Source organism: Paralcaligenes ginsengisoli, from assembly GCF_054781135.1.
On sequence record NZ_BAAGUZ010000040.1, the window covers coordinates 45,133 to 69,225 of the forward strand.

Here is a 24,093-nt window from a genome sequence, read left to right on the forward strand (position 1 = left end):
GCGTCAGGACCTTCCGAAACGGCGCTCGGCCGCGTGACCGGCCAGCGACAAGGCGCCGTTGATCACCATGTAGACACAGCCGGCAGCCACATACGTCTCGAGGGGCAGGAAGGTGCTTGCCGCGATGTTTTGCGCGGTGCGCGTGATTTCCGCTACGCCCACGATGGAAATCAGCGACGATGCCTTCACCAGCATGATCATCTCGTTGATGAGCGAAGGCATGGTGAGCTTGAGCGCCTGCGGGATTTCAATTCTGAGAAGTGTGTCGAAACGCGAAAAACCCAGCAGTTGCGTCGCTTCGAGCTGCCCTCTGGGAATACCCAGAAAACCGCCGCGCAGTATCTCGCCCAGATACGCGCCTTCGCACAGGGAAATGGCCAGGGCCGAGGCCACAATGGGTGAGACGTTGATCCCCACGAACGGCAAAAAGTAGTATGCCATCATGAGTTGCACGATCAGCGGCACCCCCCGAAACACAAACACATAAACCGCCCCCGCGCGTTGCAGGGCGCGGCGGGGCGACAGGCGCGCGCTGGAGACGCCGATGGCCAGCACATAGCCGGCGCACAAGCCGAGCACGGAGATGAATATCGTCATTTCCGCCGCCTTGATCAACAAGGGAAAGGAATCGATAATCGCGTGAAAATCAAACATGGGCGTATTGAATCGGTGCCGTATTGCGTATTGAAAAGGCCCCGGAACCTTTGTGTGCCGGGGCCCGGGAAGAAAATACTACACGTTGGGCACGAAAGGCCCGGTAGGCACATCCATTTCCACGCCAAACCATTTCTTCTGCAAGGCGGCCAGGCGGCCGTCTTTATGCATGGCCAGGATGACTTTGTCGATGGCGTCGAGCAGGGGCTTGCTGTCGGCGCCTTTCAGGCCCATGTAGGCGAAATACACTTTCTTGCCAAACGCCGGCTTGACCACCGTGAACATTTTGGGCCGCTGCTGCGCCACATAGGCGATATTGGTCAGCGAGTTGCCTACCGCCACGATACGCCCGGCGGCTAGGTCGGCATAGGCCTGATTGTTATCGATGTATTCCTTGATCTGCGGCTTGGGATTCAAGGTATCGGCAAACTCCTTCAACTGTTCGAGCTGCGCCGAGCCTTTGCCTCCGCCCACCGCTTTGCCAGCGATGTCCGCGGGCTTTTGCAATGCCTTGTCGCTGGTGCGCTTGAGCAGGGCTACGGTGCCGTCGGCAATCGGCAAGGTGAAAGTGTAGCGTTCCATGCGCGCCTTGGTCACGTTCAAAGGCCCCGCCACCATGTCGAATTTCTTGGCGTCAAGGCCGGGCAGCACGCTGGGCCAGGGCAAGTCGATAAAACGGATTTTCACACCCAGGCCTTTTCCCACTTCGGCAAAGAGCTCTTTGTTGAAACCCTCTTGCTTGCCGTCCTTCAGGAAGTCGAAGGGCGCAAACTGCATTTCCGTGCCCAGAACCAGTTCGCCGGCCTTCTTGACCCTGGCCAACTGGTCGTCGGCGTGAGCCGGCATGGCGGCAACCGCCAGACACGCCGTGGCCAGACATAATTTCAAAGTTGAGAACACACGCATTTCCTTGCACTCCTCGCTATAGATGGAAAGCCTTTGTATCACACACAGGGATACTTTTTGCCGGCTTGCCGATCACTGGTTATTTTGCTTGCGCAGGGCTTTTTATCACGCCCAATGAAAAGTATATACATAAGCTTTTGGGTGTCAACCGATTTCCGGCGGCATCCTGCCGAAGAGCCCGAAATTAGGGGTAAACACGCAGATAAGGGCGGGCGGGAAATACCCGGCATCAGGTCCTTCTGGAGCGTTCCGGCGGCGCGGATACCGCCTGGCGCAAGGCTGGGCCTCGCAGCCGCGCCACGGGCATTACGGCATTCGCGCGGGGGCAATGCGCGCGGCATGCCTGTCCCTAATCTGTAATGATGCGATGCAATAATTCTCGCCGCACACACCACGCATCCATACAGGTCTTTGCATGAAAAAATGGTTCACTCTAAAAAACAGTTTCATCGGTATTCTGGCCGTCCTGCTACTGTTTTCCCTATTGGCCTTCGGAGCCCTTGAAAACCTGACGCGGGCTATACAGCATTTAAAACGCATCGAAGATCAACGCTACCACGCCACCCATCTCGCGACTGAATTCAAGCTATATGCGCAGAACCAGACCCGCGACGCGATGGCTTTCGTGGCCAGCGGACAGCCTGAATTCGAAGAAAGCTACCGGCATCGTCTCGCCGTCATGGAAGGCTCAGCGCCCGATGCGCAAGGAAAGAAAACATCGCTCAGGGAAGAACTGGATCGTGCCGGCTTCTCTCCGGAAGAAACCGCCAAAATCGATTCCGCCTTCGCCCAATCGGCCAAGCTCGCCCAAACCCAGATCGAAGCCATCAGCACCGCCAGCGGACAATTCGACGACGGCCAAGGCGGCATCAAAGTCAAATTGCCCGATCCCATGCTGGCCAAGGTCATGGTATTCGGACAGCAGTACGCCAATGCCGCAAACGATATTTCAAAAACCATCGATGATTTCGATCGGCAGCAAGCCAACCGCTTTGCCACCGATGTCCTGGCCGCCGACCTGGCCAGCCGGACAGCCTATCGCATTGCGTCGTTCGCGCTGACTGCCCTGCTCCTGAGCAGCGCGCTGGCCCTGTTCTGTTTATATAGAGCCATCAAGCGGCCTCTGGACCAGGGGGTACGGGTCGCCCAGCGGATTGCCGCCGGCGATCTTACCGCCCAGGCCGAAGTTGAGCGCCGCGACGAGCTCGGCAGCCTGCTGCGCGCGCTCAATGGCATAGGCCAAAGCCTGCAGCATGTGGTCCGGGACGTACGCGACCGCAGCGTACAAATTGCCACGGCCTCGCGCCGCCTCTCCAGCGGCAATGTCGACCTGTCGCACCGCACCGCCGCTCAGGCCGCCAGCCTGCAGGAAACCGCGGCCTCCATGGAAGAATTGAGCGTCACGGTCAAGCAAAACGCCGACCACGCCCTGCAGGCCAACATGCTCGTCCAAACCGCCAGAACAAATGCCCTGCGCGGCAGTCAGGCCGTTCAAAAAGCGGTGACCACCATGCACGCCGTACGGGAAAGCTCGCGTCAAATCGTCACGATTATCGATGTCATCAACCGCATCGCCTTCCAGACCAATATCCTGTCGCTCAATGCCGCGGTCGAGGCCGCGCGTGCCGGCGAACAGGGCAAGGGATTTGCCGTCGTCGCATCCGAAGTTCGGAGCCTGGCCCAGCGCTCGGCCAGCGCAGCCAAGGAAATCGCATCCCTGATCGATCACTCGGTGACTCAAATCGACGCGGGCGGCAGCCTGGTCGACAGCGCCGGCGCCACGATGGAAGAGATCCTGCGGTCGGTACAGCAGGTCAGCGACATCATGAGCGAAATCACCGCCGCATCGGACGAGCAAGCCAGCGGTATCCATCAAGTTGCGTTGGCCGTAAGCCAGATGGACGGCATCACCCAGCACAATGCCAGCCTGGTGCAGGACTCGGCCCAAGCCACCCTGGCCCAACAGGAACAGGCAGATGGACTGGAGGCTGCGGTGTATCAGTTCAGGCTGGAGCAGCCTATTCAACATGCCGACATTGATGGCCCCGCCAACGCCGCCCCGGCCCTGTCCGAGCGAAGCAAGCACCCCATCGCACTCGGCGCCGCGAACGCGGCCCTTGTGGGCGCACGCTGTTGACGCATAAAGTCAGGCATGGGCCATTTGTACATCGGCGACTATGGCCAGGAAATGTTCAAGATCGGGCGTCGCGGCGCCCGGTATCTTGGCCTTGTCATCCCAGCGCCTCAGGCGCAAGGCGTCCTGGGCAAAAGGACGCTGTAGAAAACTCTCGGCGTCCGCCGCATTGAAGACGCCGCCCTGCAACCGCAGACTCTGAACGGAAGCGGGCGACAGAGTCGAGTAATAGCCACTGTCAATGGCGCACAGGCAGCGCTTGGCGTCGACATGAAGCTTGATGGGATCGAGCACGGCGTCGGGCAATGTCGACTGCAGAAACGGCAGGGCATAAAACTGATGCAGATCGTCCGTTCCCAGCTTGGGCTGGGCGCTCGCAGCCTGCAGCAGGCACAAGATATGGCCCAGGTCATGCAACAACGATGCCGCTATCAAGGCCTTCGACGCGCCTTCTCGTTCAGCCAGGGACGCCGTCTGAAGCGCATGCTCCAATTGCGTCACCGCTTCGCCGCTATACAGCGAAGAACCATACTCCTGAAACAAGGAACGAATGTCGGCGAGGCTGAGGGCCATGGGGAGTCCTTATTTTTGTGGAACCCAAGAATATCGCCCCGATGTGACAGCACAGTGAAAAGGACCGCGGGATATCGAGGCGCTGAGCCGCGATGCGCAAACAGGCTCGATTTGCCCGAGGACGCAACGAAAACCGAGGTATGACTCCAAGGTATCTCTCGATGCATTCCCTCAATGCAGCCGCAGGGTGGGCGGTGCTGTGCAGTCCGGCGGTAGTCCAGCGCCGGGGGCTGACGAAGGGAAGGCGGGGGGTGTCGGCGGGCGCTGTCTGAGCCCGGCCTCGCGAGGCCGGGCGAGTTCGCCCGACGCCCGCCTGGACGAGGCAGACCCGGGTAGTCGGATAGCGCAGCTAGCCGACCGCTGGACGTGCCGGACTGCACTGCACCGCCCACCCTGCGGCGTCTTTATAGAAATACGTCCGCTCACACAACAGACATCCGCTCACACAGACAACACAGCCCAAAGCCACAAATCAAGCCTAAAAACAGCTCAAAACGAAAGCCACCAAAACACGTCCAGCTCAGTAAACGCTAGAACCAAAAATCTTCTAGCCCTCCGCAATCCGCTGCGCAATGTGCGCCAACGCTTCCTCCACCTGATCGACCAGAACCAGGCACAATTCGCCAGCCTGCAATTCGCCCAGCGCGGTATCGATGGCCAGGAACTCTCCGCGGATCTCCTGCACATCAGTGGTTCGCCGCGCGCTGACCAAGCCTTCCTGAAGCAAAGCAAGCACCTCGCCATCGGCACGGCCGCGCTGACACATGTCCTGATACAGGATTACCTCGTCGAAAGCATCGCCCAATATCTCCGTCTGGCGGCGGATGTCGACATCGCGCCGGTCGCCAGCCCCGCTGATCACCACTTTGCGTCGGGTAGCAGGCATCGTGGCCAGCGCCTGCACCAGAGCCTGGATGGCATCAGGATTGTGGCCGTAATCGGCAACCAGCGTCGCACCCCGATAGGAAAAAACATTGAAGCGGCCCGGCGCCGTCTGGGCATCGCTGACAAAAGAACCCACCCCTGTCCGCAGGCTTTCCCAATCCAGATCCAGCGCCCAGGCGGCGGCCAGGGCCGCCATGGCATTTTCGACCTGAAAGCCGATGGTGCCCTGGCGGGTAAGGGGAATGTCGGCCAGCGCAATGCGATGCTCGAAGCGGCCCTCGGCCAGGACAATATCGCCGCCATCGACATAGACCGCGCGCCGCCCTTGCGCGCGATGCGTCGCCAGCAGCGGATGACTCCGGTCGTGAGCAAAATAGATGACCGACCCCGGACAATTCTCGGCCATGGCCGCGACGATAGGGTCGGCCGCATTCAACACCGCCCATCCATCCGGGGCCACGTTTTCGACAATGACCCGCTTGACGATGGCCAGATCTTCCACCGTGCTGATAAAGCTCAGGCCCAGATGATCCCCCGTGCCCACATTGGTGACCACCGCGACATTGCAGCGATCGAAGCCCAGCCCCTCGCGCAGGATGCCGCCGCGCGCGGTTTCGAATACCGCCGCATCGACATCGGGATGCAGCAGCACATTGCGGGCGCTGCGAGGCCCGCTGCAATCGCCCGTGTCGATGCGCTGGGCACCGATATACACGCCGTCGGAATTGGTCATGCCCACACGCCGTCCGGTGCCGGCAAGCAAATGGGCAATCAGGCGCACGGTGGTCGTCTTGCCATTGGTGCCGGCAACCGCGACCACGGGGATGCGGCCGTTTTCATTTTCGGCGAACATATTGTCGATAATCGCGTCGCCCACGGCGCGCCCCTTGCCATACGACGGGCTCAGATGCATGCGCAGGCCTGGCGCGGCATTGACCTCGACAATACAACCGCCCTGTTTGTCCAGCGGTTCGTAGACGTTCTGGCTGACCAGATCGATGCCGCAAATGTCCAGCCCGACCATCTGTGCCGCGGCAACGGCGCTGGCCGCCAGCTCCGGGTGTACATGGTCGGTCACATCCGTGGCGGTTCCTCCCGTGCTGAGGTTGGCATTATTGCGCAACACAACCAGGACGCCTTTTTTCAGAATCGAATCGGCGCTATGGCCTTGCAAGGCCATGGTGGCCATGGCGGTATCGTCGAGCCGCACTTTAGTCAGGGAAGTGCCATGACCTTCGCCGCGCAAAGGGTCGGCATTGATCAGTTCCACCAGTTGCGCAATGCTGTGCCTGCCGTCTCCGATGACCTGCGGCGGATCGCGACGCGCCGCGGCAACCAGGGTGTCGCCCACCACCAGCAGGCGGAAATCGTGACCGGGAAAGTAACGCTCGACAATGACGTCGGAACTATTGGTGCTGGCCAGTTCATAGGCCGCCAGCACCCGGTCCCGCCCTTGCACATTGACAGACACCCCTTTGCCCTGGTTGCCGTCGCGCGGCTTGACGACCACCGGGCTGCCAATCTGCACGGCTGCCTGCCAAGCCTCTTCGGCACTGGCAACACAACGTCCATCCGGCACCGGCACGCCCGCCGCGGCAAGCAGCGACTTGGTCAGCTCTTTGTCTTGCGCAATCGACTCGGCAATCGCACTGCTGCGGTCGGTTTCGGCGGCCTGGATGCGCCGCTGCCTGCTGCCCCAGCCGAACTGCACCACGCTGCCCTGGGTCAGGCGGCGATAAGGAATACCGCGCTTCAATGCGGCCTGGACTATGGCTCCGGTGCTGGGCCCCAAACGCACATCCTCATTCAATTCGCGCAAACGCGCCAGCGCATCGGCCAGATCGAAAGGCGCGTCTTGCATGGCCGCGATACACAATTGCTCGGCCAACTCAAAGGCCAGGTGGCCGACGGACTCTTCGCTGTATTCGACAATGACTTGATACACGCCCGGTTCGACGGTGGGCGAAATCCTGCTGAACGTTACCGGGCAACCGGCCTGGGCCTGAAGCCCCAGGGCCGCATAGGCCAGGATGCGGGCCATTGAATTGGCCTGATCCTGGCCGGCGGGATTCAGAATATCGATATCGGGAAAACGCGCCCGCAACCGGGTTTCAAACACATCCATGTCGCCGATGACGCTTTCGGCCTCGGTGCAGGACACAATGGCTTGGATCGCCGTTTGCCGGCACCAGAGATTAGGGCCGCGCAGGGTCCGTACACGTGACACTTCCATTAATCGATTTCCCTTATCGCCACAATTGCCGCCGCGGGCTTTTTATTGATGTCATTCAAGAAGAACAGCCGGGCTTCAGCCCGATATTTCCAGCACAGGCGACGCATTTTCCAAGGCCGAATCGGTCGGCTCCGCACCAAAGGTTTCCACGCCCGCACGAATCAGATCCGGGGCAATGTCCAGGGCCCAGGCCGCCGCCACCGCAGCCAGAACATTGCGGATCTGGAAGACGATCTGGCCGCCCTCGGTCAGGGGAATCGAAGAGATTTCAGTCAGGCGCGTTTCAGTGCGGCCATCGGCCAGCACGACCCAGGCATCGCGCACGAATACGGCACGCCCACCGCCCGCCAGATGTTCGGCCATGGTTGATCCGGTATCGTCCATGCCGAAGAAGACAACGGCGCCATCGCACAGCGACGCCATATTGGCGAGCAGCGGGTCGTCGGCATTGAGTACAGCCGTGCCGCCGGGGAGCACCACATCGACTTGAGTGCGCAAGACAGTGGCGATCTGCTCCGGCTCATGCACATAGAATTCGGGCAGGATATCGGCCGGATCGAGATTGGTCACGATCCCGACCTGGCATCGATCGTAAGCAAGGCCCTCGCTCAGAATCGTGCGATTGCTGTTTTCGATAACCGCGGCCTGCACGGCCCGATTGATCAACACCCGGTGCCCCGCGGCCCAGTTGGCGCAATCCGTTTTCTCGACATGCCGTTTGGCGAAAAACAGCCCGCTGCTGCAGGCCAGCCCGGTGTATTGGCCGCTCAATTGCAGCAACCGTGCAACCAGACGCGCAACCGTTGTTTTCCCTTTGCTTCCGCTGACCCCCACAATCGGGATACGGCCGCTGTCGCCTTCAGGGAACAAGTGGTCGACAATGGCTCGTCCGACCGGCCGGGGCTGGCCGGCAGCCGGCTTTAAATGCATGAGCAGGCCGGGGCCCGCGTTGACTTCGACGATGGCGCCGCGCTGAGCCTCGAGCGGCCGCGAAATATCCTCGGCGACCAGATCGACGCCGGCAATATCCAGGCCGACCACGCGTGCCGCGAGCGCCACCGCGGCGGCGACACTGGGGTGCACGGCATCGGTGACATCGATGGACACATTGCCATTGCGCTGGATCAGCACCTGAACGCCCACCGCGGGGATGGAGTCATGAGCCAGGTTCTGGCGGGCGAGCTCAAGCCGGGCCGCCGAATCCAGCCGGATGAAATTGAGCGGGTGATCTTCATCGCGCCCGCGCCGCGGATCGGAGTTCAACTGGCTTTCAATCAATTGCTCGATGGTGGAGCTGCCATCGCCCACCACAACGGCCGCGTCACCGCGCGCCGCGGCCACCATGCGATCGCCCACCACCAGCAGGCGATGCTCATCGCCCCGGATAAAACGTTCAACCACGACGCCGCTGCCTTCATCGACCGCAATGCCATACGCCGTTTCTATTTCAGACTGCGTAGCCAGATTGGTAAAAACGCCGCGCCCGTGATTGCCGTCGCAAGGCTTGACAACCACCGGCAAGCCAATCGACTCGGCCGCCTCCCAGGCTTCTTGCGGGCTTTCAACCAGCTGCCCTTCGGGAACGGGCACGCCGCAGGCCTGCAACAGGCTTTTGGTCAGGTCTTTGTCGCGCGAAATGCCTTCGGCAATGGCACTGGTGCGATCGGTTTCCGCCGTCCAGATGCGGCGCTGACGCGCCCCATAACCCAGTTGAACCAGGTTCGCTTCGCTCAGGCGGGTCATGGGAATATCCCTGTCGTCGGCCGCATCGACGATGCAAGCGGTACTGGGGCCCAGCCGCAAGGAATCGGCCAGCGCGCGCAACTCGGCGATGGCCGCCGGCGCATCGAACGGCCGGTCTTCTATCGCCGCCATCACCAGGTCGCGCGCCGAATACAACGCGGCGCGCGTCAGCGGCTCGTGCCAGGCGCGCACTATGACTTTATAGACCCCGCGCACCGGGGTTTCGCGAGCCCGGCCCAGGCCGCCCGGCATGCCGGCCAGGCTCTGCAGTTCAAGGGTAACGTGCTCGAGAATATGCCCGGCCCAGGTGCCCTGGCGCACACGCTGCAGAAAGCCGCCGCGTTCGCCGACACTGCAGCGATGCTCGATCAGGGTAGGCAGCCACTCAACCAGGCGCTCGTAGAAACCGGGGATCGTGTTAGAGGGGTAATCCTCCAGTTCGCCGATATCGACCCAGGCTTCAATGACGGGCCGATAGGCCCAAATGCCCGGTCCACGCAAAAACAGCATATTGATGAACTCAATGTTTTTCTTTTTCATCTTTGAATGGTGGAGACGTGGCGAGCAGGATCGAAATAGGGAAATGGAAGGTATTTAACGCCAATTATTCAGCTAGGTGTTTGCTAAGCGTAGCTAAAGAGGAGAAAATTGTAACTTCAGACGTAAAAAAACCACATTAAAATCCTTGCCCCCATGCCACACAAGGCCCTCCAGTGTGGCAATAACGCACTATCATTCGAAGATTCCCTTTATATGGGGACAGATCTCGCGGGACCAATGAAAACTGAATTGAACGATGCCGGCGCCGCCGTCGGCGATTTGCCGGATGCCTGGCGCAAATCCCTGGAGTCCCGCCTGACCGGGCAGGAAACCGTCCTCGCCTGGCTAGAGACGGATCTGGACACTCGCCTGCATTTCGCCGCCGGCCTGATCGCAGTCACCGAGCGCCAACTGCTGGCCAGGGCTCCGGGCGAATCGGACTGGCAGTCATGGCCATTCCAGGAAGGGCTGGTGCTGCGTCACCAGGATCACGGCGGCGTCGGTAGCCTGGAATTGCATGATGCGCACGCGCGCCTGGCAAACTGGCGTTACACACTAGGCCATAATCCGGCGGCCATGCGGCTGATTGCGCAGTTCGATCATCAGCGCGATGTCGCTCTGCACGGCAAGGCGGCCGCATCCAGGGCCGAAGCACACTTGAGCAGAACCCAGGAACTGCAGTCGCCGCCGTCGACCTGGGCCTTGCTGCGCCTATGGAGCTTTGCAAGGCCCTATCACATGCCCTTGCTGGTCGGCTTTCTGCTGACGCTTGCCTCGACGGCAGCGGCGCTGGTGCCGCCCTACCTGACCATGCCGCTCATGGACAATGTGCTGATCCCATTCCAGAACGGCGCTCCGATCGATTACGGCCTGGTCAGGCTGTACCTGGGCGGGCTGCTGGCGTCGTCCCTGCTTGCCTGGCTGCTGGGCTGGGGACGTACCTATATCCTGGCGTGGGTCAGTGAACGCATCGGGGCCGATCTGCGCACCGCAACCTACCAGCATTTGCAAAAACTTTCCCTGCAATATTTTGGCGGCAAGCGCACCGGCGACCTGATCGCCCGGATCGGCTCCGAGTCCGACCGCATTTGCATATTTCTCTCGCTGCATCTGCTGGATTTCGCCACCGATGTGCTGATGATCGTCATGACCGCCGCGATCCTGCTTGCCATCAATCCCTGGCTGGCCCTGGCCACCCTGATTCCCTTGCCGTTCATTGCCTGGCTTATCCATCTGGTGCGCGACCGTCTGCGTCATGGCTTCGAAAAGGTCGACCGCATCTGGTCCGAGATTACCAATGTGCTGGCCGATACGATTCCCGGCATCCGGGTCGTCAAGGCGTTTGCGCAGGAACGACGGGAAGTGGCCCGTTTCCGGGAAGCCAATAACCGCAACCTGCTCGTCAACGATCGAGTCAACACGGTGTGGTCGCTGTTTACCCCAACGGTCACCCTGTTGACTGAAATCGGCCTGCTCGTCGTGTGGGCCTTCGGCATATGGCTGGTCTCGTACGAAGAGATCACCGTGGGGGTGCTCACCGCATTCCTGACCTACATCAGCCGCTTCTATATCCGGCTCGACTCCATGAGCCGCATCGTTTCGTTCACGCAAAAAGCGGCTGCCGGCGCCAAACGGATCTTCGACATACTGGACCATGTGTCCAGCGTTCCAGAACCGCTCAACCCGGTTCATATCGCCCACGTGGAAGGGCGCATCGAACTGCGCCGCATCGGCTTTCGCTACGGCAACCGCTCCGTCATCAAGGAAATCAACCTGGATATCGCGCCCGGCGAGATGATAGGCCTGGTGGGCCACAGCGGCTCGGGCAAGAGCACGCTCGTGAACCTGATCTGCCGCTTCTACGATGTCTCGCAAGGTGCAATATGCATCGACGGCGTCGATATCCGCTCGCTCCCCATTTCCGAATATCGACGCAATATCGGCCTGGTGCTGCAAGAGCCATTCCTGTTTTTCGGCACCATCGCCGAAAATATCGCCTATGGCAAACCCGAGGCCAGCCGACAGGAAATCATTGCGGCGGCGCGCGCCGCCAATGCCCATGAATTCATTCTGCGCCTGGCGCATGGCTACGATTCGCTGGTAGGGGAGCGCGGGCAAGCCTTGTCGGGCGGCGAGCGGCAGCGCATTTCCATTGCCCGCGCGCTGCTCATCAATCCGCGCATACTGATTCTCGACGAAGCCACTTCGTCGGTCGACACAGCAACCGAAAACGAAATCCAGAAAGCGCTCGACAACCTGGTGCGGGGCCGCACCACCATTTCGATTGCCCACCGCCTGAGCACGCTGCGCCAGGCCGATCGGCTGGTCGTACTCGATCACGGGAACATCGTTGAAGTGGGACGGCACGACGAGCTGCTCGCACAGAACGGCGCCTATTCCCGCCTATACCAGGCCCAGGCCCGCGGAGAAGAACCCATATCGAGCGACGGCGAATGGGCTGAAGACGACGAAAGCGAAATTGAATGAATACAACGGTGAAACGATGATCAGCCACGATTTCCGCCTCAATCGCGACCCGTTCGGGCGTCTGGTGCTCACTATCGACGGCCGCGTCTACAACGCCGTCGTGCCGGTGCGCAGTTTCCCCATTTCCGCGCCAGACCAAGGCATTGCCCTGATGGGACCGGACGGCGCCGAACTGGTCTGGATGGACTCCCTGGAAGAACTGCCCGGCGACGCGCGCGAATTGCTGACGCAAGAACTGGCCAGCCGCGAATTCATGCCCGAGGTGCGCCGTATCCGGCACGTCTCCAGCTTTGCCACGCCCAGCCGCTGGCAGGTGGAAACAGACCGCGGCGATGTCGAGCTGGTGCTCAAGGCCGAAGAGGATATCCGCCGGCTATCGGCGTCTACCCTGCTGATTGCCGACAACCACGGAGTCCAGTACCTGATTCGCGATGTCCCGGCGCTGGACAAGACCAGCCGCCGGCTGCTCGACCACTTCCTGTAATCGGCGCGCCGCAAAACCTCAGTCGGGCGGCGGCGGTGCGTTGCCGGGAAACACCATCGCGTTGGTTCCCGGGCACACGCAGCGTACGTATTCACGCGTGGCGTCCACGCATCCACCGTCCACATAGACTCCGGCCGGTTCGCGCAGGCGCATCATCTTTTCCAGAATCGCCGCCACTTCGGCCGGATCCCGCAAAGACTGCCGCACCCGCTCGTCGACGACATCTTCGTCGATCTGCAGCTTGCCGTCCTGGCCCCGATACACCCCATTGCGCCAGTGGAAGAGCTCCACGCATTTGCTGGTCAGGGTGTAGTGCTGGCCCGGCTTCCAGAAGTTCGTGAACAGCCCATCGCCCAGATAGAATACCCAGGAGCCTTCGTAGCCCTCGACATTCGAGGAATGCTCATCGGGGTTGCGAAACCATAGGCGGTCGCCCGGCACGTAATACTTGAACGGCAGCGGATCGCTCAAGGAACCATATTCGTGCAGGAATATATCGTGGAATTCTCCGGACATGATGGCCCGTATTCCCCATTGCTCCTGCAGCCGGCTCATGAGCGGCGGATTGCAATTTGCCAGCTCCCTGGCAATGCCCAGCAGCATGACGTATTCGGTGGCCCGATAACAGGAAAACGAATAAAGCTTGCCGGACGACCCCGGCTGCGTGGTCTTTTCCAGGGACGCAATCAGGGATTGGCCGGGCCGCAAGGTAAAGCCGCGCTGCTCGGAATATTCCCAGCATTCCTTGGGACGCTCCGCATGCTCCGTATCGAAGGCCAGCACTGTTTTGCGCCCCCCCTCGACAATATTTGCCCGTATCCGCACGCCCGATACCAGCTCTTCGTAGCTGGGAAAGGGAAACGCAATCGGGCCTGCCAACATGGCCAGCAGAATTTCGCGCTCCAGATCATCGGGTTTGCCTTGCGTATCCAGCCCCAGCTTCCGGCAAAGCTGCGTGGTGTCGAAATCGGGCGTCCAGTCGCGGGCGTACGATTCGTCCAGGCGGAAGCGAAGGTAGCGGCCACGCTCGCCGGCCTCACGGCCCACCTGTACATATCGGTCAAGGTCAAGGGCTTTGAGATACCGCAGAAAAGACTCCTGCAGCGTATCGAGTTCGTGCGGCGCGTCGCAATGAAGCTGAATTCCCCCAAGGCTAGGTGCAACGGGCTGGGTGGCTTCATTCATAGTTGGGTTCCTCTCCACAGAGGGGCAATGATCGATCGGCAATCTCGGGAAGCGCAATATTACCTCGAACCGAGGGCCGATAGCATGCGACGGCCTCTGTGCCGCCACCTTTGTATTAACCTTTGTATTAAGCGAACACTAATACGCTCTTTTCTAAAAACTAATTGCAGCTTGCGCCTTCACGGGGCACACTGAGGCGAGTAGCGACCCGCTGCGATGCCGATAATAAATCTATCGACCGAGCCCACTTAGTGGCGATTCACGTCAGAATGATTCCGGAGACAAAACCATGATTTTTGCCAAGAAAACGCTTTCCATCAGCCTGCTTGCCTTTGCGACATGGGGGGCGTGCGCACAGGCCGCCGATCTCAAGATAGGCGCCCTGTTTCCCATGAGCGGCCCGAATGCCACGTATGGCGACATTTTCGGCACGGGCGCGAATCTGGCGGCCGAGCATATCAATGCCGACAAAATCCTGAAGGAAAAACTGACTATCCAGTACGAAGACAGCCAGGCCTTGCCGCAGCAGGGCGTCATAGGCATGAACAAGCTGGTCAATGTGACCAAGGTGCCCTATGTGCTTTCGGCGTTCACGGGTGTCTCGAAAGCCATTTCCACCACCGCGGCACGAACCAAGACCGTGGCCATCAATGGCGGCGGCGTCGGCCCCGACCTGGCGGACCTCGGCCCGTATTTCTGGAACATCATCCCTCTGGCCAACTTTGAAGTCAAAGCGATCATTCCGTACCTGATCAAGGAACGCAAGCTGAAACGCTTCGTACTGGTCTACGTCGACGACCCGCTGGGTGCGTCCATACGCAAGGAAATGACCGACACGCTGCCCAAGGCGGGCGGCGAACTGGTCGAAGCGTTGTCGGTGCCTGCCTCATCGCAGCAATTCAGCGGCATCGCAGCACGCGTGCGCGCCGCCAAACCCGACGCCATCTATATCGCGTCCTATGGCTCGCAAGAAGCTCAAATCGTGAAGCAATTCCGCGATAACGGCCTGAAACAGCAGCTCGTCAGCTACAGCGCATTTTCCATCCCCGAAATCAACAAGCTTCCCGAAGCCGCGGGCGCGCTTTACACCACCCAGAACGTCGACTGGAACTCCACCGACCCGGTAACCAAGCGCTTTGTCGACGACTACAAAAAGAAATACAACAAGATGCCCACGGCCTACGTGGCCAACTACTACAACGCCGTTCGCCTGTTCGGCCTGCTGGCCCAGCAACTGGAAAAGCAGGGCAAACCCGTAACGGGCGAAAACCTGCTGGCCCAGCGCATCGAAACCAAGACTTTCGACCTGGTTGGCGGCAAGGCAACGTTTGCCAGCAACGGCACGGTGATCAGTGCCATGCAGGTCAATGAAGTCGACGGCAAGGGCGGCAAGGTAGTCTCTGTAGTTTCCCAGTAATACCGCAAGGACCCGCTCCATGCTGCTGCTACAGCTCCTGATCAACGGGATACAGGTGGGCGCGCTGTACGCGCTCATCGCGGTCGGCTTCTCGCTGATCTTCGGCTCGACCAGGGTGTTCCATTTTGCCCACGGAGCCACCTTCACCATCGCCGCCTACGTGTTTTATTACGTATATTCGGTGGCGCACCTGCACTGGCTCCTTGCCGTACTGGGCGCCGCCCTGGCGGCCGTCGTCTTCGGCGTCTTGCTGGATCGGTTCGTATACGCCCCCATCCAGCGCCATGAGGGCTCCTTCTTCACGGTATTCGTGGCCTCGCTGGGTATCGGAATCATCGTTCAAAACCTGATCGGCATGATCTTCGGCCGCGGCTTTGTCTCTGTTTCGACGCCTTTGTCGCGCAGCGCCGAACTGATACCCGGCCTGTACGTATCGCCTTTGTCGGGCATTGCCATTGTTTGTGCCATTGTTTTTTTTGGAGCCCTGCAGCTTTTCCTGATGCGCACCCATATAGGCATGGGCATGCGGGCCTTGTCCGAAAACCCCGAGCTTATCCGTGTCTATGGCCTTAGCCCGCGACGCCTGTCGACCATCGTATTCGCATTGGGGTCCCTGCTGGCCGTGCCGGCCGCGATACTCAGCGCAGCCAGTTCGGGGCTGAATCCGGCGGTTACTCATCACGTCATGCTGATCAGCCTGGCCGCAACCATCGTGGGCGGCGTGGGCAGCCTGCGCGGCGCCGCGTGCGCCGGCCTGCTTCTGGGCTTGAGCGAGAACCTGGCCTTGCTCTACCTGGAACCGCAATGGAGCGAAGCCGTCACCTTCATCGTACTGTTCCTGTTCATTCTGTTCCGGCCTTCCGGCTTCTTCGGCCGCGCCATTACTTCGTGAGGGCATGGAAAAAATGCTTGCCTACATCCTGAACCTCGCGACGCTGATGTGCATCAATGCGGTGTTGGCCATAACGCTTAATTTCATTATGGGCTACGCGGGCATTTTCTCTATTGCCCATGCCATTTTCTTTGGTGTGGGCGCCTACACGGCGGCTTACTTCGCGCTGCATGCCAGTGCATCGCTGTTTCTGGCCATACCGGTGTCCATGGTGGCCGCGGGCCTGCTCTCGCTGATTCTGGCCTTGCCGGCCCTGCGGGTGCGGGGCGAATATTTCGTCGCGGCATCGCTGGGCCTGCAGGTGCTGGGCGTCACGATTTTTTCCGAATGGAAATCATTCACCGGCGGCCTGGGCGGCGTTATCGGCATCCCCCCCGCAGACCTGTTCGGCCACGCCATCACCGATCCAGTCCAATTCCTGTTGCTGGCGGCGGGGTGCCTGGTGCTGGTCATCCTGGTCACCAACACATTGTTGCGTTCCAGCTTCGGCCGCAATCTTAAAGCGATACGCGACAGCGAATCGGCCGCTCATGCCTTCGGCAAGAATGTAGCCGTCATCAAAACGCTGTCGGTGATGATTTCGTCGGCGCTGGCCGCCATAGCGGGAGCCCTTTACGCGTTCTACCTGGGCTTCATCAATGTGGAAAGCTTTACGCTGGATACGTCCGTGCTGCTCATGGCCATGGTCATCATCGGCGGCACAGGCACTCTGCTCGGACCCATCGTGGGCACTGTATTGCTCATGCTGCTGCCCAGCCTGTTCAGCTACATGTGGTTCCTGCCGCAAACCGAAATCGGCGCCATCCAGCAGATCGCCTACGGCGCGGCCATGGTCCTGCTGATGATCTTCCGGCCAGGCGGCCTGGTGAGCGCCCGGAAAAATCAGGGGGAACCATGACCGATCCGGACAATCAAGTATTGCTGCGCATCAGCAATCTCAACAAGAATTTCGGCGGCCTGCAGGTTACCAACAATGTCTCGCTGGATATGCGCGCCGGTGTCATCACGACACTGGTCGGCCCCAACGGCGCCGGCAAGACCACCCTGTTCAACCTGATTACCGGCTATCTCGCGCCGACCGGCGGCGATATCCTGTGGAAAGGGGAATCCATCGTCGGCAGGCCGCACTGGAAGATCGCACGCCAGGGCATTGCCCGCAGCTTCCAGGACTTGCGCCTTTTCGATCAAATGACGGTCGAGGAAAACGTCCTGTGCGTCATGGAACCGGTATCCTGGCTGTGGCAACCGGGCGGACGCGCCGGCCACACGGCACGCCGCGAGCGCGTCGCGGATATCCTTGCCCGAACCCACCTAAGCCACAAAGCCAAGGTGCGGGCCATCGATCTCGCCTATGCCGAGCGCAAGTTCCTGAGCATGGCGCGCATCATGGCCACCGATGCCCAGATGTGGCTGCTGGACGAACCCGCTTCGGGGCTCGACCGGGGATCCTACGAGCTGTTTCTCGAACTGCTGCGCAGTGAAGTGAAAAAGGGCGTCACCGTCTGCATCATCGAGCACAACCTGGATATCGTGATCGGCATTTCCGATCGGATTGCCTTCCTCGACCAGGGCAGGCTGCTGGCCGATGGCGACCCCGGCACCGTGCTGAACGACCCGCACCTGGCCGCCATCTACTTCGGGGAGCAACCGACATGAGCGACGCCGTGCTCAAAACGCAAGGCCTGGTGGTGGGTTATGGCGGCAGGCCCGTCCTGAACGATTTCAATTTCGAATTGCGCTCCAGCGAAGTCTTGTGCCTCATCGGGCACAACGGCGCGGGCAAATCGACGCTGCTGAAAGCCCTGTTCGGGCTGATTCCGCATCAGGGTGGGCGGATTTTCCTCGACGGCAAGCCATTGGATGCCATCGAGCCTCGCACCCTGACGGCGGCGGGGCTCTCCCTGGTCCCTGAAGGGCGGGGGATTTTCCCCGGGCTGACCGTGGCGGAAACCATGAAAATGGCCCTGTGGGCCGTGGGTATTCCGGTGCAGCAGCGTGCCGAACGGCTGGCATGGGTCATGTCGGTATTGCCGGCGCTGGGCGGCTTTTATCAGCAGCGGGCCGGCACGCTGTCGGGCGGACAGCAGCAAATCGTATCCATCGGGCGCGCGCTCCTCAGCCGGCCGCGATGCCTGCTGATGGACGAACCCTCCATCGGCCTGGCTCCCAAGCTGTTCCAGGACCTGCTGCTGCCCATCCGCGAATTGCAACGCAATACCGGCATGTCGATCCTCCTGGTCGAGCAGAACGTCAAAGAGGCGCTCAAGATTTCGGATCGCGTCGTGGTCATGAAGTCTGGCGCCATTATCCGCGAAGCCCTGCCTGCGGAGCTTTCCGATAACGCGAAACTTATGGAGCTTTACTGATATGCCGTTGTACCAGAGCATGCCGGAATTGCTGGCGCATCATGCCCGCACACATGCCAACGATGTCGCTTTTATCGACGGCGATCATGAAATCACCTATGGCGAATTCGCCGCCATGTGCCGCAAAACCGCCGTCTGGCTGCACGCACAGGGCATAGCGCCCGGCGACAAGGTGGCTGTGTGGCTGGTCAACCGCATAGAATGGCTCACCCTGTATTTCGGGCTGGCGCAGCTTGGCGCAACGCTGGTGGCCGTGAATACGCGCTACCGCTCGCACGAACTGAGCGACATCCTGGAAAGCTCCCAGGCGAAGCTGCTGGTGTTGGAGCTGAATTTCCGCAAGATCGATTTTCCTTCAGTGCTGGCCGATGTCAGCCCGGCCTCCGCGCGGGCACTGACACGCGTCGCCGTCGTCAATCGAGCCGGCGGCGACCTGCCCGGCACAGTACTCAACGCGCCCACCACGGCCCTCAATCTGGCCGACCTGCCCGATGGCGATGCGCCGACAGTCGGCAGCGCCGACTCGTTGAGCATACTGTTCGCCACCTCGGGTACGACCAGCGGCCCGAAGCTCGTCATGCATTTACAGCGCACCATCGCCCTGCACTGCCAGCGCGTGGCGCAAGCCTTGGGCCTCGAAGACGATGGCGCATGCCTGCTGGCTATACTGCCCTTTTGCGGCGTATTCGGTTTCAACGCCACTGTCGCGGCATTCGCCGCGGGAAAGCCGGTCGTCATCATGGATACCTTCGACAGTGCCGACGCGGTACGCCTCATCAATCGGCACCGCGTCACGCATATGTTCGGCAGCGATGAAATGTATCGCCGCATTATCGACCATGCCGAAGGCAGCCCGCCATTCCCTTCGGCCCGCCTCTTCGGCTTTGCCTCTTTCCAGCCGGGCGCGGAAGAGCTTGCCCGCCAGGCGTGGCAGCGCCGGATTCCCATGCTGGGCCTGTACGGATCCAGTGAAGTGCAAGCCCTTTTTTCAGTGCAGCCCCCCGACGCGCCTCTATCTGAAAGACTGAAGGGCGGCGGCCTCCCCTGCAGCCGCGATGCGCAAATCCGCATACGCGATATCGACACGGGCAAGGTCCTGCCCACGGGTCAAAGCGGCATTATCCAGATTCGCGCGGCCACCAACTTCGCCGGCTACCTGAACAATCCCGAAGCGACCCGCAGGGCCATCGACGAAGAAGGCTTCTTCACGACCGGAGACGTCGGGTATCTGCGTGACGATGGCAGTTTTGTCTACCTGACGCGCCAGGGCGATGCCATGCGACTGGCGGGCTATCTGGTCAACCCGGTGGAAATCGAAGACGTGCTGAAACATCTGCCCGGCGTGGTCGACGCGCAAGTCGTAGGCGTCGACATCAAAGGCCAGGCCCGTTGCGCGGCTTTCGTGGTGCTGCGGCCCGGACACGCCCTGGATGAGCAACAACTGGCCGCCGGCGTGGCCGATTCCCTGGCCGCATTCAAGGTGCCGGCCCGCTTCTGGGCCATAAACGAATTCCCTACCACCCAAAGCTCCAACGGCATCAAAATACAGCGTACCAAACTGCGCGAGATGGCCATGCAAAAATTGGCGCAGGCAAGTTGAAGCCCGGGCCGCCCAGGTACTATGCCCCCACTCACGCTGAACAGGAATACCTCGCATGACTAGCTATTATCTGGAAGATTTTTCTGTCGGACAAACATTCGAAAGCGGCGGCAGAACGATTACGGAAACCGATTTGACCTTTTTCTCCATGCTGTCGGGCGACTGGAATCCCTTGCATGCCAACTCGGAATATGCACGGTCGACACGCTATGGCGAACGCGTCGTGCATGGCGTGCTCGGCATTGCCGTCAGCACCGGCATGCTGCACGAACTGGGCATATTCCACGACTCGATCATTGCGATGCTGGGCTTCCGGAACTGGAATTTCCTTGCGCCGCTGCTGGTCAACGACACCATCCATTTGCGGCTGACCATTACCTCTGTCGAGCCCGGCAAAAGCGGCAACAGCGGCAAGCTGGGACGGCGCTTCCAACTGATCAACCAGGCCGGCGCCGTGGTGCAGGAGGGCGAAAGCGATGCTCTGGTCCTGTCCCGGCAGGGCGCGGCAAAGAAGCAGGCCGACACGCCTCAAGGCGACGCCCCATCACATACTTAGATCGATAGGTTTCGCATGCCCCAAGTCACCTCGCTCAAAAGCAAACTCGCCTTGCCCGTTATCGGCTCGCCGATGTTCCTGGTATCCAACCCATCCATGGTCATCGCCCAGTGCTGCGCCGGCATCGTAGGCTCGTTCCCGGCCCTGAACGCGCGGCCGCAGGAAGAATTCGAGAAATGGCTCAATGACATTGAAGCAGGCCTGAGCCGCTACCGCGCCGAACATCCCGGCGAACAGCCCGCTCCATACGCCGTCAACCTGATCGTGCATCAAACCAACGAACGCCTGCAGCACGACATGGATGTCTGCGTACGGCACCGCGTACCTATTGTCATTACCTCGCTGCATTCGCCCGAGCACGTGGTCGAACGCGTGCATGGATACGGCGGCCTGGTCCTGCACGACGTCACCACCATGCGCCACGCAAAGAAGGCCATCGCGGCAGGCGTGGACGGCTTGATCCTGGTATGCGCGGGGGCTGGCGGCCATGCTGGCGCGCTAAGCCCCTTCGCCCTGGTGAACGAAGTCAGGGCCATCTACGACGGCCTGCTGGTCCTGGCCGGATCGATCACCAACGGCAGCGCCATTCTGGCGGCCCAGGCCATGGGTTGCGACCTGGCCTACATAGGCACGCGCTTCATTGCCTCCGACGAATCCGGCGCCGTATCCGCCTACAAGCAGATGATCGTCGACACCACGGCGGCCGATGTCCTCTATACGCCTTATTTTTCAGGCGTCAGCGGAAACTACCTGAAGCCCAGCATCGTGGCGGCCGGGCTCGATCCCGACAACCTGTCGGGCGGCGGCCTCGACAGCATGAACATCGGCAAACCCAAGAAATGGAAGGACATCTGGGGCAGCGGGCAAGGCGTGGGGAACATAGACTCCGTCTTGCCGGTAAAGCAGATTGTGGCGCGGCTGCGTGAAGAATACCGGCAGGCGCTGCGCCAATTGCAGGCCCTGGCACAAGACTGAGGCCCCGGGGATAATCGGCGCCTAAATCCGACGCCATTGCGCCGTGGCGGCACGGCAAGCAAGGGCGGGCTTTATGCGGTCTGCCCGGCAAGGCAGTCAAACGCTTTTGTGAAGAAATCCTCGCTGCCGAAATTGCCCGACTTCAGGGCAATATGAATGCCCTTGTTATCGGGAACACGGGTCTGTGCAAAACACCAGGGCACTCCCGGATCGATCTGGCGCCCAATCTGCATTTGCGAAATGCCCAGGGCCCGCACGCAAGCCCCCGATGTCTCTCCTCCCGCCACGATCAATTGCGCCACACCGTGCCGCACCAGGCCGCGAGCGATAGCGGCGAGGGTTTCTTCGATCAAGGCGCCCGCTTGCGCCACGCCCAATTTTTCCTGCACAGTCTTGACGGCCGCCGCGTCCGCCGTGGAATAGACAAGCACCGGCCCTTTTTCCAGCAAAGGAACCGCCTGCGCCAGAATGGCGCCCACCACGTCGGCTCCCGATGCGCCTTGCAATGGATCCAGGGCAAGGGCGGCGTGGCCCGAGGCCATGAATGCGGCCACCTGCGCATTGGTGGCCTCGGAACAGCTGCCCGACACGATGGCCCGCGCACCCGAGCCGGGTGGCAAGCTGGCCGCCTGGCCGGAAGGCGCCAGGCCGAAATTCTGCGGCAGGCCAATAGCCAGGCCCGATCCGGCGGTCACCAGCGGCAGATCCTTGAATGCCGCCCCCAGCGTCGCCAGATCATGATTGGACAGCGCATCGACCAGGGCAATGGCAACCCCGCTGGCCTGCAACTCACTTACGCGCTGTCGCACAGCATCAGCGCCTTTTTGCACAACGGTGTAGTCGATCAGCCCCACCTTGCGCGCGCACTGAGCCTGCATGACCCTGACCAGGTTCGAGTCGGTCATGGGTGTAAGTGGGTGATTCTGCATGCCGCTTTCGTTCAGCAGCACGTCGCCGACAAACAGGTAGCCTTTGAAAACCGTTCTTTTATTGTCCGGAAACGCTGGCGTGGCAATGGTGAAGCGGGTATCCAGGGCGTCCATCAGGGCTTCCGTGACCGGGCCGATATTGCCTTCTTTGGTACTGTCGAACGTCGAGCAATACTTGAAGTAAATCTGCGCGGCTCCCTGGGCTCGAAGCCACCGCAGCGCCGCCAGCGATTCCTTGACCGCATCCGCGGCGGGTATGGTTCGAGACTTGAGCGCAATAACCACCGCATCCACATCCGAGCGCAAAGGCTCGCCGGGCACATCCATGGCCTGCAGCACGCGCATTCCCGCCTGCACCAGATTGTTCGCAAGATCCGTTGCGCCGGTGAAATCGTCCGCAATACAGCCCAGCTTGATTGCCATGAATTGATTCCTTGATTATTTGCGCTTGAGAAGGGGCATAAACAGCAAACTTCAACAGGCGAGCATGACCACCCTTGTCGCGATCATCCTGTTATTGAAGAATATCGTAAAAGTCTCGTCCAGTGACTCGAGCTTTTCTAGTTTCTGATTGCATAATCCAGCGGCAGGGCTGTCGTATGTTTGACCACTTCCATCGCAAAGCTGGAACTGACGTCCAATAATTCCGCGACCTTGATCAGACGCTTGTAAACGCCGTCGTAGCCGGCGATGTCGGGGACCACCACTTTGAGCAGGTAATCGACTTCGCCCGACATCCGGTAGATCTCGACTATTTCCCGGATATCGCGCACCCCTTCGACAAAACGCGTCGTCCATGCATCGTTGTGCTGGCTGGCTCGAATGGCCACGAACGCCGTCAGCCCAAGATTGAGTTTTGCCGGGTCGCACAGGACCACCTGCTGCCGGATCGCCCCCTCTTCCCGCAGCTTCTGGACCCGACGCCAGCACGGAGTGGGCGAGAGGCTGACGGCTTTCGCAAGATCGTGCAGGCTGATTGAAGCGTCATTTTGCAATAGAGCCAATATTTGAGTATCTTTTTTATCCATATTTGCTATTTATGAGAATATTTTTCTCATTATATCGAATTATACGGCGATTTTTGGATGCCTTTTCTATCCGGGAAACGCCATAATGATTGCTATCCGCAGGGCAAAAATCACACGCGGCAACAGGCAGGCAATCGGGTGACCATTATGAGCAGGCTATTCCAGTTATTCAGGGCGCATCCCGCCTCGGTCGGGGAAAACTACTTCGAGCATATGGCGGCCTCGTTTTCATTTGGCTCGTCCATGCTGCTGGCATCGCTGGCCGCCCTGATCCACGGCATTTTTCCTTTTCTTTTCGTCAAGACCGGCAGCACCGCGATCTCGCGTCTGTACGACCGCATGGTGGCCAATCGCGTCCGCGCGGCATCTCGGCGTCCGTAGATACCGTCTTGGGAGGTCGATAGGCGGTGTACTGGGGGCGCCTTATGGCTGTCTTCGTCATCTGTGTTCTTAAGACGCGGGGGTGGCGGCCCAGGCGGGGTGGGCTCGCCTCGTCCGGTCCTGGC

20 protein-coding genes are annotated in these 24,093 nt (G+C 60.4%); 12 read left to right on the forward strand and 8 right to left on the reverse strand.

Annotated elements, in window-relative coordinates; genetic code table 11:
- Window positions 1-3: 3 nt before the first annotated feature.
- Window positions 4-654 (reverse strand): amino acid ABC transporter permease, encoded by a 651-nt coding sequence (locus ACYVIS_RS18860; protein WP_232742069.1) that lies wholly within the window; start codon window positions 652-654, stop codon window positions 4-6.
- A gap of 78 nt (window positions 655-732) precedes the next feature.
- The gene (locus ACYVIS_RS18865) at window positions 733-1,560 is read right to left on the reverse strand and encodes a transporter substrate-binding domain-containing protein (protein ID WP_370635901.1); all 828 of its coding nucleotides are present in this window, start codon (window positions 1,558-1,560) and stop codon (window positions 733-735) included.
- A 415-nt stretch (window positions 1,561-1,975) separates the two neighbouring features.
- Between ACYVIS_RS18865 and ACYVIS_RS18870 the strand changes: the two genes are divergently transcribed.
- Window positions 1,976-3,697, forward strand: coding sequence for a methyl-accepting chemotaxis protein (locus ACYVIS_RS18870; RefSeq protein WP_460874739.1), 1,722 nt, complete (start codon window positions 1,976-1,978; stop codon window positions 3,695-3,697).
- Between the two features lie 9 nt (window positions 3,698-3,706).
- Here the strand turns inward: ACYVIS_RS18870 and ACYVIS_RS18875 are convergent, their stop codons facing one another.
- The 3 genes from ACYVIS_RS18875 to ACYVIS_RS18885 form a co-directional block, all read right to left on the reverse strand.
- Window positions 3,707-4,267: a phosphonate degradation HD-domain oxygenase gene (locus tag ACYVIS_RS18875; RefSeq protein WP_460874740.1), complete on the reverse strand. Its 561-nt coding sequence runs from the start codon at window positions 4,265-4,267 to the stop codon at window positions 3,707-3,709.
- 547 nt (window positions 4,268-4,814) lie between these two features.
- Complete coding sequence (cphA, locus tag ACYVIS_RS18880) at window positions 4,815-7,385, reverse strand: cyanophycin synthetase (RefSeq protein ID WP_232742056.1); 2,571 nt, start codon at window positions 7,383-7,385, stop codon at window positions 4,815-4,817.
- Window positions 7,386-7,460: 75 nt separating this feature from the next.
- The gene (locus ACYVIS_RS18885) at window positions 7,461-9,668 is read right to left on the reverse strand and encodes a cyanophycin synthetase (RefSeq protein ID WP_232742055.1); all 2,208 of its coding nucleotides are present in this window, start codon (window positions 9,666-9,668) and stop codon (window positions 7,461-7,463) included.
- Window positions 9,669-9,905: 237 nt separating this feature from the next.
- On the opposite strand from ACYVIS_RS18885, the gene ACYVIS_RS18890 reads away from it, so the two are divergent.
- The gene (locus tag ACYVIS_RS18890) at window positions 9,906-12,155 is read left to right on the forward strand and encodes a cyanophycin metabolism-associated ABC transporter (protein WP_232742054.1); all 2,250 of its coding nucleotides are present in this window, start codon (window positions 9,906-9,908) and stop codon (window positions 12,153-12,155) included.
- 16 nt (window positions 12,156-12,171) lie between these two features.
- A complete protein-coding gene (locus ACYVIS_RS18895; RefSeq protein ID WP_460874746.1) occupies window positions 12,172-12,639 on the forward strand; it encodes a cyanophycin metabolism-associated DUF1854 family protein in 468 nt (155 codons plus the stop codon).
- A gap of 18 nt (window positions 12,640-12,657) precedes the next feature.
- Here the strand turns inward: ACYVIS_RS18895 and ACYVIS_RS18900 are convergent, their stop codons facing one another.
- Window positions 12,658-13,824, reverse strand: coding sequence for a hypothetical protein (locus ACYVIS_RS18900; RefSeq protein ID WP_232742053.1), 1,167 nt, complete (start codon window positions 13,822-13,824; stop codon window positions 12,658-12,660).
- Window positions 13,825-14,113: 289 nt separating this feature from the next.
- On the opposite strand from ACYVIS_RS18900, the gene ACYVIS_RS18905 reads away from it, so the two are divergent.
- The 8 genes from ACYVIS_RS18905 to ACYVIS_RS18940 are packed head-to-tail and all read left to right on the forward strand — an operon-like array spanning window position 14,114 to window position 21,630.
- Window positions 14,114-15,241, forward strand: coding sequence for an ABC transporter substrate-binding protein (locus ACYVIS_RS18905; RefSeq protein WP_460874741.1), 1,128 nt, complete (start codon window positions 14,114-14,116; stop codon window positions 15,239-15,241).
- A 19-nt stretch (window positions 15,242-15,260) separates the two neighbouring features.
- Window positions 15,261-16,133 (forward strand): branched-chain amino acid ABC transporter permease, encoded by an 873-nt coding sequence (locus ACYVIS_RS18910; protein ID WP_232742051.1) that lies wholly within the window; start codon window positions 15,261-15,263, stop codon window positions 16,131-16,133.
- 4 nt (window positions 16,134-16,137) lie between these two features.
- Window positions 16,138-17,031: a branched-chain amino acid ABC transporter permease gene (locus tag ACYVIS_RS18915; protein ID WP_232742050.1), complete on the forward strand. Its 894-nt coding sequence runs from the start codon at window positions 16,138-16,140 to the stop codon at window positions 17,029-17,031.
- Complete coding sequence (locus tag ACYVIS_RS18920; RefSeq protein WP_232742049.1) at window positions 17,028-17,789, forward strand: ABC transporter ATP-binding protein; 762 nt, start codon at window positions 17,028-17,030, stop codon at window positions 17,787-17,789. The genes ACYVIS_RS18915 and ACYVIS_RS18920 overlap by 4 nt, the downstream gene beginning before the upstream one ends.
- Window positions 17,786-18,499 (forward strand): ABC transporter ATP-binding protein, encoded by a 714-nt coding sequence (locus ACYVIS_RS18925; protein WP_232742048.1) that lies wholly within the window; start codon window positions 17,786-17,788, stop codon window positions 18,497-18,499. The genes ACYVIS_RS18920 and ACYVIS_RS18925 overlap by 4 nt, the downstream gene beginning before the upstream one ends.
- 1 nt (window position 18,500) lies before the next feature.
- Complete coding sequence (locus tag ACYVIS_RS18930; protein WP_460874742.1) at window positions 18,501-20,099, forward strand: AMP-binding protein; 1,599 nt, start codon at window positions 18,501-18,503, stop codon at window positions 20,097-20,099.
- A 55-nt stretch (window positions 20,100-20,154) separates the two neighbouring features.
- On the forward strand, window positions 20,155-20,655 hold the full coding sequence (locus ACYVIS_RS18935) for a MaoC/PaaZ C-terminal domain-containing protein (RefSeq protein WP_232742046.1): 501 nt from the start codon (window positions 20,155-20,157) through the stop codon (window positions 20,653-20,655).
- Window positions 20,656-20,670: 15 nt separating this feature from the next.
- Entirely contained in the window at window positions 20,671-21,630 is a 960-nt protein-coding gene (locus ACYVIS_RS18940) for an NAD(P)H-dependent flavin oxidoreductase (RefSeq protein WP_460874743.1), read from the forward strand.
- 71 nt (window positions 21,631-21,701) lie between these two features.
- Here the strand turns inward: ACYVIS_RS18940 and otnK are convergent, their stop codons facing one another.
- Both otnK and ACYVIS_RS18950 read right to left on the reverse strand, forming a co-directional pair.
- A complete protein-coding gene (gene otnK, locus ACYVIS_RS18945; RefSeq protein ID WP_232742044.1) occupies window positions 21,702-22,982 on the reverse strand; it encodes a 3-oxo-tetronate kinase in 1,281 nt (426 codons plus the stop codon).
- A gap of 137 nt (window positions 22,983-23,119) precedes the next feature.
- A complete protein-coding gene (locus tag ACYVIS_RS18950) occupies window positions 23,120-23,587 on the reverse strand; it encodes an Lrp/AsnC family transcriptional regulator (protein ID WP_232742043.1) in 468 nt (155 codons plus the stop codon).
- Between the two features lie 147 nt (window positions 23,588-23,734).
- On the opposite strand from ACYVIS_RS18950, the gene ACYVIS_RS18955 reads away from it, so the two are divergent.
- Entirely contained in the window at window positions 23,735-23,968 is a 234-nt protein-coding gene (locus tag ACYVIS_RS18955) for a DUF6356 family protein (RefSeq protein ID WP_232742042.1), read from the forward strand.
- Window positions 23,969-24,093: the final 125 nt, after the last annotated feature.